This window comes from Desulfuromonas sp. AOP6 (genome assembly GCF_009731355.2).
GTDB lineage: Bacteria > Desulfobacterota > Desulfuromonadia > Desulfuromonadales > SZUA-540 > SZUA-540.
The window spans coordinates 994462-1007500 of the sequence record NZ_AP022810.1; the positions used below are offsets into that span (position 1 = coordinate 994462).

Genomic DNA, 13039 nt, shown 5'->3' on the forward strand with positions numbered 1-13039 from the left:
AACTTATTCTTTTTAACCCGGCTTCAAGGCTTTCGTTATTCCCTGGTGCGAAGGGGAAAGGCCACGGAGAAGGTGCTGCCTTTTCCAGGGGTGCTTTCCACCCAGACCCTGCCACCCCCTTCGCGGACCAGTTCTTTGACCAGCGCCAGTCCAAGACCTGCACCACTCGTTTGGCGGCGGTCACTGTTGTCGACCCGGTAGAAGCGTTCGAAGATCTGTTCCTGCTCCTCGACATCAATGCCGATGCCTGAGTCAGTGACGCTGAGGATGATCTCATCCCCTTTTTCTTTTTCCCAAGCCGCCAGGGTAATTGTCCCACCTTCGGGCGAATATTTGACCGCGTTTGACAACAGATTTTCCAAAATCTGCTGTATTCCTTCGGGGTTGGCCACCAGGAACGGGAGGTCTGCAGAGCAATCGATCTGAAAGTGGTGCTTTTGGACACCTGTTGTGAATGGCCGCAGGGTTTTGTGCAGCAACGCCTCGATTTCGATGGGTTTGACAGGAACGGGAGCACCATGTTTGCGGGATTGGGCCCGCTGAAGTTGCAGAAAGTTGTTGATCAGCGTATCGAGGCGCTCCCCTTCCTGGTGGATGATGCCGAGATATTCCCGCTGTTCTTCAGGGGAAACCTCGTTGTTTATGAGAAACTCGGAATAGCCGAGCACGGCCGTGAGAGGGGTGTGCATTTCATGGCTGACCGCCGACAGCAGCTGGTCCTTGAGTTGCTCCATCTCCAGTCTTTCGGTGATATCCAAGGCAATTTCCAGGCGTACCAGGCGACCGTCAGTCCAGTGGATAGCCTGGTCGATGCATTGGTACCAGCGGCCGTTGCGGGTATTCTGAAAATCCCAGCGGCAAGGTTCCTGCGGTTGCCCGTCTTTTACCAGTCGCTCGTTAGTACAGAACTCGCAGGGTCCGTTTTTCCCATTCTGCAGGGCTTCGTAACAGGTTTTCCCCTGCCAGTCCTTGCCGGCGATTCTTTCACCGTATTCGTTGAGATAGAGGAGTTCGTAACTTTCCAGGTCGGCCACGTAAATCATGGTGTTTACGGAATCAAAAATAGCCCTCATCTGCTGGAACTGTGTCCGCAGATCTTCTTCTGCTTTTTGCCGTTGAATTTCGGTGGCCACCCGGCTTGCAAAGATACGAAGCAGGGATTCTGCAAACGTGCTGTTGGGCAGAGGATTGCGGTGCATGACGACGATCAGTCCAAAAGGGTTACCGCTACCGTCGCGCATGGGGATGCCCAGATAACTCTCCACATTCAGCTCTTGTAACCCCTTGTCCTGTGGGAAAAGCTTCTGCACCTCTTTGGGATGAAAACATATCTCGCCGGCCAACACCATGGCGCAGGGGCTACCTTTAAGCTCATAGTGAAAGTTGTCTGAGATCTTTCCTTGACTGAAAAAAGCAAGCGTAACGATTCTGGAGGCATCCTGCGGGTCCAGCCGGCCGATGAAGGCGTAATCGACCCCAAGGGCACTGGCGAGATGTCTGACCAGGGTTGTGAAAAAGGAAGGCCCCGTTGATTCCGCCACGCCTTGGACGACTTCACGCAGGGCTTCTTCCCCTTGGCGCAGGTTGCGGATGTAATAGTGGACCAGACCAAAGAGCAGCAGGGAGGTGAGGACGATATAGATGCCGCCTTTGGCGGTCTGCATTCGCGATAAGCTGAAAAAATCCGTGGCGAAAAGGGACAGGATGTGGTCGGAGAGGAGAATCCAGAAGACGCCGAAGATCAGATAAAGAATCGCGATCTTGGCCGCAATGCGGGTGTCGGCGGGGTGGAGGGAGAGCTTGTGAAATCTCTTTTTCGGCATGGGCATCTCTTGGCGGCTATCCGGCTGTTGCATGGCGCGTCCTGTCGGTGCTGTTGACGGATGGCGCTGTCTTCGGCCAGTGAAGTCCTAAGGCTGCCAGCGTTTGACCCAAATCTTCCGGCAGGGGGGAGTCGATGGAGATTCCCGGGCAATCATCAGCCGGGGGCAGTGACAACTGGTGGCAATGCAGAAATAGTCTGGACAGGCCAGCCAGGGTAGAGCCTCCATATCTGCGGTCACCGACCAGAGGGTGTCCCGCATCAGCCAATTGCCGGCGGATCTGGTGGGTGCGGCCGCTGTGCAGATCGAGTTCCAGCAGGGAATAGTTATTGCCGAAAACAAGAAGGCGGAAAGAGGTTTCCGATTCTTTGAGCTTCCCCTTGGCCGGAACGGGCGAGGTCAGCATCCCTGTGACTGGAAGTTGTCCCTCCACTAATGCCAGATATTTCTTCTGTGCCTTGCCGGCCATGAACACCTTGCCCAAAGCGGAGGCGGCCTTTTTCCCCTTGCCAAACAGAACGGGTCCGGAGGTATCCAGGTCAAGCCGGTGTATGGGCCGTGCCTGGTAAGGGGCTTTGCGCTTTTTCAGCAGACGTTCGATTCGCCGGACAAGGTTGTCTTCCTCATGGTCGACGCCCCGGTGCATGGCCAGTCCCGATGGCTTAAAAGCGATAAGCAGTTCATCGTTCTCGTAGAGGATGTCCACCGTCTTTTCCGGGGGCTGTTCGAGTAGGTGCGCCAGTCGCTGGCTGCCGGGCAGCACAATGCGGTCGCCGATGGCCAGGGGCGCGTCCGGGGACGGGGCCGGGCACAGGCGCAGTACTTCGCCTTTGCGCAGCAGCTGGCGCAAAAATCCTATGGGGGCTGCGGGAACACGCTGTTTCAGAATACACAGCGGGGACAGGCCGTTCTCCTGGGGGGTGACAATATATTCTGGCATAAGGCACAGTTTACCCTTGCATCAGGCGCGAAGCAAGAAGCCTGAAACCCTGATGGCCAGATAGGCGTCATAAATGAGCTTTCCAGTCCTGTTTAAGCTCTTTACAGGATTTTTATAGCTTGTTACCATGGCGCGCTATTTTGACTGCGCAGCTTCCCCTTTTCAGTAATAGGTGATCCTTTTCCCATGCAAATCAAGCGGGTCGATATCCTCGGATTCAAATCCTTCGTTGACAAGGTCTCCCTCGACTTTAACGATGGGGTCACGGCCATTCTTGGCCCTAACGGCTGCGGGAAGAGCAATGTGGTCGATGCCATCCGCTGGGCCATGGGGGAGCAGAATGCCAAGAATCTTCGCGGCCGCTCCATGGAGGACATCATTTTCGGCGGCAGTGAATCCCGCCGACCCCTTGGCATGGCTGAAGTTTCCATGGTCTTCTCCAACGCCGATGGTCTGGCCCCCGCCGCCTTCAAGGATTACGCGGAAATCATGGTCACCCGCCGGCTGTATCGCAACGGGGACAGTGAGTATCTGATTAACAAAACGCCCTGTCGCCTCATGGACATCACCGAGTTGTTCATGGATACGGGAATCGGTGCCCGTGCCTACTCCATTATTGAGCAGGGCAAGATCGGCATGATCCTCAATTCCAAGCCCGAGGATCGCCGTTTTCTCATCGAGGAAGCCGCCGGGGTGACCAAGTTCAAATCCCGCAAAAAGTCGGCACTGCGCAAGATTGAGGCGACCAAGCAAAACCTGCTTCGCCTCGGCGACATCGTGTCGGAAGTCAGACGCCAGCTGGGCAGCCTCAAGCGTCAGGCTCAGAAGGCCCAGAAATTCAGGGAATGTCGCGAAGAGCTGAAGTCTCTGGAGACGAGGCTGACGCTGCAGCGTTATCTGGCCCTGAAAAAGGAGATCGATTCCCGGCAGCAGGAAGAGCAAGAACAGGTCGGTTTGATGGAACGCTTCAAAGGGCAGGTTGAGCAGGGAGAGCTCACCCTTGAAGAGTTGCGGCTACGCCATGTCACTGTCGAAAAAGAGGTGGCCGAGGGGCAGGAACAGGTCTTCCACTTGACGTCGGAGATTCAGCGGATAGAGGGACAGATCGGCTTCGGTGGCAAGGAGATGGAGGGTCTGCTGCGTCAGCAGGAACGGCAGGCGGCGGAGTCGCAGGAGGTGCGGCGGCGTCTCGAAGAGGTCGCCTCGGAGCAGGACTCTTTGCTCCAAGACGGGTCCATGCTTGGCGCCGATCTTCAGCAGGAACAGCGGAGCCTGGCCGCGGCCGAAGCCACAGCCGAAGAGTTGAGTTTTGCCGAACAGAGCGTCGCCACCCGCCTCGAAGAAACGCGTACGGCTCTCTTTGCTCTATTGACCCATCTTTCCCAATTAAGTCATGTGCACGAAGACGCCCGTCGCCGGCTGCAGTCGCTGGAGGAGAGGACGAGTCGCAATCGTCAGGAAGCTGTCTCCCTGCTGGAGCAGCAGGAACAGGCCCAGATGTTGATCGCCGAGCTTGAATCGGCCCTGCAGGGCTTTTTGCGCAAAAAAGACGTTCTGCTCGAAGAGCAGGTCGTTTCCCAGGAAACTCTGCGCAGCCTTAAGGGGAAACTGGAAGAGAATGAAAATCGTCTGCTGATACAGCGTGAAGAACTCAATCGGCACCGCTCCCGCCTCGAATCCTTGAAAGAACTCGAACGTAGCCTCGAAGGTTACGGCGGTGGGGTCAAGGCGCTCTTGAAAAATCCCGAAATGCGACAGCGGTTTGGTGCTGTTGCCGCCGAGATACTCGAGGTGGCGGCGGAGTTTGAGCGGGCAGTGGAGTCCGTTCTGGGCGACCGCCTGCAGGCGGTGCTGGCTGACCGTGGAGACGATGTCATGGCTGCCCTTGATTTTCTCAGAGAAGCCGGTGGACGCTGCACCTTTCTACTGCCCCCTTTTCCGGCGGAGCCGCTGCCCCCTGTGGAGGGAGGCCGTCCTCTTGCTTCCCTGGTCATGCCAGCGACCGGGGCAGCTGCCCGGGTTGAAACGCTTCTGCATGGTGTCTTTCTGGTGGACAGTCTCTACCCCTGGCTGGGTAAGCCTCTTCCTCCAGGAGTTACCCTGGTGACGATGGAGGGAGAGATTCTGACCGGACGAGGCGAATTGCAGGGTGGCTCTACCAAAGGGATCGACGAAGGACTGCTGCACAAGAAGCGGGAAATGAAAGAACTTGCCGATGGGGTGAAACTGGCGGAAGCCCGTGTCGAACAATGGCAGCAAGAGCGTCTCGATCTGCGTGAACAGTTGTCCCAGGAAGAGGAAAATCTTCGGGAGATCGGCGCTGCGCTGCATCGCAAGGAGATCAAGGTTTTTGACAATGAAAAAGATTTAAACCGCCTCAAGCAGGATTTCGCCCGGCTGACGGAGCGCCTCGAAGTGCTCAGTCTGGAAGAGGATCAGCTCCACGAAGAACGAGAAGGTCTTGAGAAGCAACAGAGGGAGGCCAACGACCTGCGCCTGGCGAAAGAGCAGGAAAAGACAGTTCTGGAAGAGTCCCTGGCAGAACTGCAGGAGGAAATGCAGGTTCGGAAGCGAGCCCTGGAAGATGGCCGTGAAAAAGTTACTGCCCTCAAGGTTATCGTCACCAGCCTGCGTGAAAGAGAGGAAAGCTCGCGTAAGAGCCAGGAACGGCTTGAAACCCTTCGAAGAGAACTGCAGGGACGACTGGCCCTTCTGAAAAGCCAACAGGAGGAGGCCGAGGAAGAGAGGGCCCGTTTGGAGTTGGACAGTGGCCGGCTGAGAACCGAACTGGAAGTCCTTTTCCGCAAACGGGAAGAAGAGAAAAAGAGTTTTGATCGGCTCAAAGAGCGTTTTGACGAAAGCGCCCGCCACATCGAAGAACATGAAGATGTGCTCAAGGGAACCCGGTCTCGCATGAACGATCTGCGGGAAACCCTGTCAAGCCTGCAGCTCAAGACCCGAGAGCTGGATATGGAGGCGGAGCATTTGCGCGAAGGGGTTCTGGATCGCTACCGCCTCGATCTGGCCGAGATGGATGCCCCTGAGGAAGATTTGGCCGACAGCGAAGCCATGCAAACCCGCGCCTCCGACTTGAGGCGGGTCATCGACGACATGGGGGAGGTCAATCTGACCGCCATTGAGGAATATCGGGAGCTGGAGGAACGTTTTTCCTTTCTGACCGGCCAACAGGAGGATCTCAAAACGTCGCTGGAAGGGTTGCAGACGGCTATCAGCAAGATCAACCGAACGACCCGAAAGCGTTTTCGTGAGACCTTCGATTTGGTCAACGCCAAGTTTCAGGAGGTTTTTCCACGCCTCTTTTTAGGGGGTAAGGCTGAATTGGCCCTGACTGACGAAGAGGATCTGCTCGAGACGGGTATCGACATCATTGTGCAGCCGCCGGGGAAGCGGTTGCAGAGTGTCAATCTCCTGTCGGGTGGTGAAAAAGCCCTGACGGCCGTCGCCCTGATCTTCTCCATTTTTCTCATCAAACCTTCGCCGTTCTGCATGCTGGACGAAGTTGACGCGCCCCTGGATGATGCCAATATCGGCCGCTTCAACGACATCGTGCGCCAGATGTCGGCGGCTTCTCAATTTATCATCATTACCCATAATAAGCGGACCATGGAAATAGCCGATACCCTCTACGGGGTCACCATGGAGGAGCCTGGCGTATCCAAACTGGTGTCGGTCCGTTTCAACGAATTGGAGGGTTGAGGATGCCTTTCAAGAGAGAATTGACAGAGTTGATGGATCGGGTTCCAGGTGTCCTGGGGGCGATCATTGCCGATTGGGAAGGAGAGGCTGTTGACCAGGTGACCCGGATGGATGAATACGATTTGAAGCTTCACGGTGCTCACGGGGGCGTCATTCTCAATAATATGCGGGAAATCATGAGTCGATTGAATGCCGATGATTTGCAGGAAATCGTAGTGACGGCAGAGACCATGCAGACCCTTCTGGTCCCAGTGACGGCTGACTACTTTCTGGTAGTTGCCTTGGATCGAGCCGGATCCCTCGGGCTTGCCCTCCATGCCGCCCGTCTCTGCGCCGACAGGGTTCGAATGGAGATCCTCTGATCCCTGTTCTGCTTTCAGGCTGACCTTTCTAAAGGAGTGAAACGTTGAAAGAATCGATGCTGATATGGCTCAACCAGTTCGCCGAGTTATTGGTGAGAATAGGAGTTCCCGAAGAATACGGTGTCATGGGGGCCCTTGCTGCTCTGTATCTTCTGTTGACCTTGTTGGTCCTGTTTATGGTCGTCCTGCTGCTGAGAAGGCGTTCCAGAAAAATGGACGTTCCTGCGGAAGGGGAGAACGTAGGGCAAGCGGATGAAGAGCCAGGCGAGGTAGAGGCAGAAGTTGGTGCTCAGGCGCGCCCCGAGGGGATGCCCGAGGCATCTGCCGAAACCGAGATAGAATTTTCCAGCCAGCCTGCTGTCGAGCGCCTTGGCGCTCACCCGGAGGGTGGCCCTGAAGCTTCCGAGGAAACGCCTCAAAGCCTTTTTGAGCGCATGCGCAAGGGCCTGGCCAAGACCCAGTCAGCTGTTATGGGGCGTATCGATTCTTTGCTGAAAGCCCATAAAGGTGAAGATGCCGAAATGCTCGAAGAGTTGGAGGAAATTCTGATTTCCGCTGATTTCGGCATGAAGACCACGATGGAGCTGACGGCCGCCATCCAGAAGCGTCTGGCCAAAGGGGGAGCTCCCCGCCACGAAGTGGTTCGTAGTGTTCTGCAGGAAGAAATCAGGCACCGACTCCGTCTGGAGGCGGCTCCTCTCGATTTTTCCACGGCATCGCCCTATGTCATCATGGTGGTGGGAGTTAACGGCGTCGGCAAAACGACAACCATCGGCAAATTGGCGAAACAGTTGACATCGCAAGGTAAAAAAGTTGTTCTTGGCGCTGGCGACACCTTTCGCGCGGCCGCGGCACAACAGCTGACCATTTGGGGGGAGCGGGCCGGTGCCGAAGTGATTTGTCATGATGAAGGCGCTGATCCGGCTGCCGTTGCCTTTGATGCCATCAAGGCCGCCATTGCCCGTAAGGCTGATGTCCTTATCCTCGATACAGCGGGGAGGCTCCATACGAAAGTAAATCTGATGGAAGAGATGAAGAAAATTCGCCGTGTTCTCCATCGGGAACTCTCTGGAGCACCCCATGAGACCCTGCTCGTTCTTGATGCGACCACCGGACAAAATGCCCTTGTTCAGGCCCGGCTGTTTAAGGAGGCTGTTGAGGTTTCCGGCATCGCTCTGACAAAACTTGACGGTACGGCCAAGGGCGGCATGGTCGCGGCCATCGGCAGCGAACTTGAATTGCCCGTTCGTTTCGTCGGTATTGGCGAAGGCGTCAATGACCTCCGCGAGTTTGATCCCGACCTATTTGTTGAGGCCCTTTTTCAGAGAAATTGAAAGATCTTGACTTTACAGGTTGCTTTACCTAGAATTTTTGTCCAAACTGGAGTGGGATGAGATGGATCTGGATGTCGTTTTCCGGCTTGAGGAAAAGCTCGATAACCTGTTGAAACAACACCAGGATCTACTGGATGAATGCAGACAACTCCGTGGAGAGAAAGAAGCCTTTCTGAAGGAACGCGACAGGGTTCGTGCTGAACTGGACAGAATGTTGGGCAAACTCGACCGCGTTGATCGGGAGATCTCTTGAAGAATGCTGTCCAGGTAACGATCCTGGGGCAACAGTATACGGTTAAAAGTGACGCCGATGCTGTGGATGTGCATCGGGTTGCCACTTTCGTCAATGATCAGCTGTCTCACGTTGCCCGCGGTAAAAAGACGGCCGACACCCTGAATTCAGTCATCCTCGCTCTTATGAATCTGGCTGGAGCGCATCTGCAGTTGCTGGATGCCCACTCCGAGGCAGAAAGGCACCTCCATCGCTTACTGAAGCGGCTTGAGGAGGTAGCGGTCGACAGGGGCTGAGTTTTGGCAACTGGTTGGATGGAAAAGAAGATCGTCTGCATGTTTGCGGACTATCACCTGTGAAGTGGCTTGGCCACGCCCTGATCTCCATCGGGAGACTTAAGATAGATTGATGAATGGAAACCGCGCCTGCCCTTCAGGCGCTTTGCAGGTCCCTTATGCTAGAATTTTGTTCGAAAAAGCTGACCGGCTTGTGCCGCGCTGACAACACCATTCCCGGGGAGGAAGTCGAGACGATGTCTTTGCCTCGAGTTAACCTGCCGGGAATGTCGGTGCCTGCCGAATTTTGCTGTGTGCTTGATCGAACTTAACCTCCCCGCATACTGGATCCTGATTCCGTCCTTTCCGTTCCCTATCTGAACCTTCCTGCCGGAGATCATCTGCCCTGGAGGATCTCGGCCCATGCCAAAACACTCCATCCGGGAAAGGATGCTGGCCGAGCGTCGGCATCTGGCTCCTGCCACCTGCTTCAGTCGAAGTCTTCTGGCGCAGCGGCGGCTTCTGCAAACGCCTGAATTCCAGTCTGCCCGCACTGTGGGACTCTATAGTCCCATCATGAATGAAGTTTTTACCGAAACCCTTTTTGAGGTGGCCCGGGATCAGGGGAAGCAAATTCTTTATCCGAGAGTAGGAAAAGATTTGCTTGAATTTGTCGTAGTCGAGGATCGAAAAGAGTTGGTACATGGTCGTTTCGGTGTGCTCGAACCCATCGGACAGGTGGTTCTCGTTGCCGCCGATATCGATTTCCTGGTGATTCCCGGCCTTGCTTTCGATTTGTCGGGATTCAGGTTGGGCTATGGTAAGGGTTGCTATGATCGCGCTCTTGCCCAGCGGGCCGGGCGGGGTGTATTGGCCGGGCTCTGTTTTGATTTCCAGGTTCTTGCGCAATTGCCGACAGAACTGCACGACATCCGACTGGATCTTGTGCTGACGGAGAGTCGGACGATTAATAATATCAGGTGAACAAACAGCCTTCAGGCATTAATTTACAACACGACTGAGGAGGATCCTAACGTTGCAGATAAATATCTTTTTGTTGTTGGTATTGCTGGCTGCCTGCGCTGCCGCCGGCTTCGTCATCGGAACTCTGATTCAGAGAAAAATGGCCGATTCCCGGGTCTCTGGGGCCGAAAGAGCCTCCGAGAAGATTGTTGATGAAGCGAAAAGAGAAGCGGACACTATCCGTAAGGAAGCCATCCTTCAGGCGAAGGATGCTGTTTTTCAAGCGAAGTCCGAGTGGGAGAATGAAGCCCGGGAGTTGCGGCGGGAACTGCAGACCCAGGAGAAACGCTTCCTACAGAAAGAGGAAAATCTCGACCGCCGAGCGATTCAACTGGATAGCCGTGAAGAGGAGCTGCTTAAAAGTGAGCGCTCTGTATTGCAACGGGAAGAACGGTTGGCCGGCAAGGAAAAAGATATTGACCAACTGGTTGCTGAGCAGAAGCAGCAGTTGGAGCGTATGTCTGGGCTGAGTTCCGAAGAGGCGAAGCGGCAATTGATGGAGGCTATGGAAAGTGAGGCTCGTCATGATGCGGCCAAAAGGATCAAGCAAATAGAGGAGGAAGCCAAGGAGACCGCCGACAAGAAAGCCAAGGAGATCCTTGCTCTTGCTATCCAGCGCTACGCCGGGGACTTTGTTGCTGAAAAGACCGTGAGTGTGGTGCCGTTGCCTTCCGATGAGATGAAGGGGCGGATCATCGGTCGGGAAGGGCGTAATATCAGGGCCATTGAGGCTGCCACGGGTATCGACCTGATCATCGACGACACCCCCGAGGCCGTCATTATCTCCGGCTTCAATCCGGTCCGCCGTGAGGTGGCCAGGCTCTCTCTGGAGCGTCTCATCGGGGATGGCCGTATTCATCCGGCCCGCATCGAGGAGGTCGTTAACAAAGCAACCCAGGATGTTGATGAAGCAATCAGGGAGGCCGGAGAGCAGGCCACCTTCGACGTCGGTGTGCACGGTATCCACCCGGAAATCATCAAGCTGATAGGGCGCCTGCGTTACCGTACCTCCTATGGCCAAAACGTGCTGCAGCACTCGCTTGAGGTCGCGTTTTTGTGTGGGATCATGGCAGCAGAGCTGGGCATTAATGTAAAGCAGGCCAAAAGAGCTGGACTGCTCCACGATATAGGGAAGGCTGTCGACCACGAAATTGAAGGTTCCCATGCCGTTATCGGCGCTGATCTCGCCCGAAAATACGGTGAGGCACCTAAGATCGTTCATGCAATAGCGGCTCACCACGAAGACGAGAAACCCGAAACTATTCTCGCCGTGCTGGTGCAGGCGGCCGACGCCCTCTCCGGAGCCCGGCCCGGTGCGCGGCGGGAGATGCTGGAAACCTATGTCAAGCGACTGGCGGATCTCGAACGCATTGGTACCTCGTTCCAGGGCGTTACCAGTTGCTACGCCATCCAGGCTGGCCGCGAAATTCGCGTCATGGTCTCCAGTGATGCGGTCTCTGACGCTCAGTCTTATGTGGTGGCCAGAGATATTGCCCGCAAGATAGAGGCGGAGATGACCTACCCGGGACAGATCAAGGTCAACGTTATCCGTGAAACCCGGGCGACGGAATATGCCAAGTAGGCGCGGAGACAGATTTCTTGAATATTCTTTTTATTGGAGATGTTGTTGGCAGGGCAGGCCGTCAGGTCCTTGCGCAGACGCTAGATCGCCTGGTGGATCATCACCAGGTAGATCTGATCGTCGTTAATGGAGAGAATGCGGCGGCCGGGTTCGGTCTGACCGCCGATATCGTTCGGGAGTTTTTTGATCTCGGTGTTGATGTCATCACTACCGGAAATCACATTTGGGACAAGAAGGAGATCTACGATACCCTCGATAGAGAACCGGCTCTCCTTCGACCAGCCAACTACCCTGAGGGTCTCCCTGGGCGCGGTGTGGGGGTGTACTCCACCAGTGCCGGTATCAAGGTCGGGGTGATTAACCTGGAAGGACGGGTTTTTATGAAAAACCTAGAGTGCCCTTTCCGGGAAGCCGACAGGTTGATCGAGCAGATCAGGGGAGAGACCCGGATTATTCTCGTCGACTTCCATGCGGAGGCTACCAGTGAGAAGGTGGCCCTCGGGCACTATCTTGATGGACGGGTTTCTGCCCTCGTCGGTACTCACACGCATGTCCAGACGGCTGATGAGTACATTATGGCTGGGGGGACAGCCTATATTACCGATGCCGGCATGACCGGAAGCCTTGACGCTGTTATCGGCATCCGTAAAGAGTTGGCCATTGAACGATTTTTGACCCAGTTGCCGGTTCGTTTCGAGGTCGCCAAAAAAGATCCCGTTTTATGTGGGGTGCTGTTCGCTATAGATGAGAAAACCGGCCGAGCGACAGGAGTCTCCCGTGTCAGGGAAGAGCTTGTCTCTCGTTAACCTGAATGAAATCTAGAGGATTGCAGTCGATGAATACCGTACAGGAACAGATGGCCGTCATACGGCGTGGTGCCGTAGAAATACTGGTTGAGGCCGAATTGGAGGAGAAAATCAAGGAGTCGATCGCCAAGGGGGTTCCTCTCAGGATCAAGGCTGGCTTTGATCCAACAGCTCCTGATCTCCATCTCGGCCATACGGTTCTGATTCAAAAGCTTAAGCAGTTTCAGGAACTCGGCCATGAGGTCTGCTTTCTGATCGGTGACTTTACGGGCATGATTGGAGACCCGACGGGCAAGAACGAAACCCGCAAGCCTCTTACGCGGGAGCAAGTGCTTGCCAATGCCCAGACCTATCGGGAGCAGGTTTTTAAAATTCTTGACCCGGCAAAAACCAAGGTCGTCTTCAATAGTTCCTGGATGGGGCCGATGACTGCTGCTGATCTCATCGGCCTGGCGGCGCGCTACACGGTAGCTCGAATGCTTGAACGCGACGATTTTCACAAACGTTTCAGCGGGCAACAGCCCATTGCCATTCACGAATTCCTCTACCCTTTGGTGCAAGGCTATGACTCCGTAGCCCTCAAAGCCGATGTCGAACTGGGGGGGACAGATCAGAAATTCAACCTTCTGGTTGGCCGGGAATTGCAGAAGCAGGAGGGGCAGCGGCCCCAGTCCGTATTGACCATGCCGCTGCTCGAAGGGCTTGACGGGGTCAACAAGATGAGCAAGTCCCTGGGTAATTACATCGGCATCACCGAGCCTCCCCGCGAGATCTATGGTAAAGTCATGAGCATCTCCGACGAACTTATGATCCGCTATTATGAATTGCTTTCCGATGTGGACCTCGCCGGGCTGCAGCAGGTCAAGGACGGTGTTGCCGGCAAGGCATCCGGCGCCCATCCCATGGAAAGCAAAAAGGCTCTGGCTCGCGAGCTTGTCACGCGAT

The 13039-nt window shown here is 55.3% G+C and carries 11 protein-coding genes (1 of these 11 cut by a window edge); 9 read left to right on the plus strand and 2 right to left on the minus strand.

The window, feature by feature from the left end; genetic code table 11:
- Positions 1-35: 35 nt before the first annotated feature.
- Both AOP6_RS04760 and AOP6_RS04765 read right to left on the minus strand, forming a co-directional pair.
- The gene (locus AOP6_RS04760) at positions 36-1823 is read right to left on the minus strand and encodes an ATP-binding protein (RefSeq protein ID WP_213194765.1); all 1788 of its coding nucleotides are present in this window, start codon (positions 1821-1823) and stop codon (positions 36-38) included.
- 16 nt (positions 1824-1839) lie between these two features.
- A complete protein-coding gene (locus AOP6_RS04765; RefSeq protein WP_155875475.1) occupies positions 1840-2763 on the minus strand; it encodes an RluA family pseudouridine synthase in 924 nt (307 codons plus the stop codon).
- Between the two features lie 186 nt (positions 2764-2949).
- Between AOP6_RS04765 and smc the strand changes: the two genes are divergently transcribed.
- The 9 genes from smc to tyrS form a co-directional block, all read left to right on the plus strand.
- The gene (gene smc, locus AOP6_RS04770) at positions 2950-6480 is read left to right on the plus strand and encodes a chromosome segregation protein SMC (RefSeq protein ID WP_155875476.1); all 3531 of its coding nucleotides are present in this window, start codon (positions 2950-2952) and stop codon (positions 6478-6480) included.
- Positions 6481-6482: 2 nt separating this feature from the next.
- On the plus strand, positions 6483-6842 hold the full coding sequence (locus AOP6_RS04775; RefSeq protein ID WP_155875477.1) for a roadblock/LC7 domain-containing protein: 360 nt from the start codon (positions 6483-6485) through the stop codon (positions 6840-6842).
- Positions 6843-6886: 44 nt separating this feature from the next.
- Complete coding sequence (gene ftsY, locus AOP6_RS04780) at positions 6887-8176, plus strand: signal recognition particle-docking protein FtsY (protein ID WP_225897359.1); 1290 nt, start codon at positions 6887-6889, stop codon at positions 8174-8176.
- A gap of 61 nt (positions 8177-8237) precedes the next feature.
- A complete protein-coding gene (locus tag AOP6_RS04785; RefSeq protein WP_155875478.1) occupies positions 8238-8429 on the plus strand; it encodes a cell division protein ZapB in 192 nt (63 codons plus the stop codon).
- Positions 8426-8704 carry a cell division protein ZapA gene (locus tag AOP6_RS04790; RefSeq protein ID WP_155875479.1) on the plus strand — a complete coding sequence of 93 codons (279 nt, stop codon included), beginning with the start codon at positions 8426-8428 and terminating at the stop codon, positions 8702-8704. Before AOP6_RS04785 ends, AOP6_RS04790 begins: the two co-directional genes overlap by 4 nt.
- 402 nt (positions 8705-9106) lie before the next feature.
- On the plus strand, positions 9107-9667 hold the full coding sequence (locus AOP6_RS04795) for a 5-formyltetrahydrofolate cyclo-ligase (protein WP_155875480.1): 561 nt from the start codon (positions 9107-9109) through the stop codon (positions 9665-9667).
- Positions 9668-9725: 58 nt separating this feature from the next.
- Entirely contained in the window at positions 9726-11288 is a 1563-nt protein-coding gene (rny, locus tag AOP6_RS04800; RefSeq protein ID WP_155877655.1) for a ribonuclease Y, read from the plus strand.
- Positions 11289-11305: 17 nt separating this feature from the next.
- On the plus strand, positions 11306-12094 hold the full coding sequence (locus tag AOP6_RS04805; RefSeq protein WP_155875481.1) for a TIGR00282 family metallophosphoesterase: 789 nt from the start codon (positions 11306-11308) through the stop codon (positions 12092-12094).
- A 29-nt stretch (positions 12095-12123) separates the two neighbouring features.
- Positions 12124-13039: the 5' portion of a tyrosine--tRNA ligase gene (gene tyrS / locus AOP6_RS04810; RefSeq protein ID WP_155875482.1), read on the plus strand. It continues 305 nt past the right edge of the window; only the first 916 of its 1221 coding nucleotides appear in the window; the start codon lies at positions 12124-12126; the stop codon falls past the right edge of the window.

What these genes read in the sequence shown, in the direction of transcription:
- AOP6_RS04760 (WP_213194765.1), bottom strand. Translation starts at nt 1,823, where the DNA reads ATGCCGAAAAAGAGATTTCACAAGCTCTCCCTCCACCCCGCCGACACC.
- AOP6_RS04765 (WP_155875475.1), bottom strand. Translation starts at nt 2,763, where the DNA reads ATGCCAGAATATATTGTCACCCCCCAGGAGAACGGCCTGTCCCCGCTG.
- smc (WP_155875476.1), top strand. Translation starts at nt 2,950, where the DNA reads ATGCAAATCAAGCGGGTCGATATCCTCGGATTCAAATCCTTCGTTGAC.
- AOP6_RS04775 (WP_155875477.1), top strand. Translation starts at nt 6,483, where the DNA reads ATGCCTTTCAAGAGAGAATTGACAGAGTTGATGGATCGGGTTCCAGGT.
- AOP6_RS04785 (WP_155875478.1), top strand. Translation starts at nt 8,238, where the DNA reads ATGGATCTGGATGTCGTTTTCCGGCTTGAGGAAAAGCTCGATAACCTG.
- AOP6_RS04795 (WP_155875480.1), top strand. Translation starts at nt 9,107, where the DNA reads ATGCCAAAACACTCCATCCGGGAAAGGATGCTGGCCGAGCGTCGGCAT.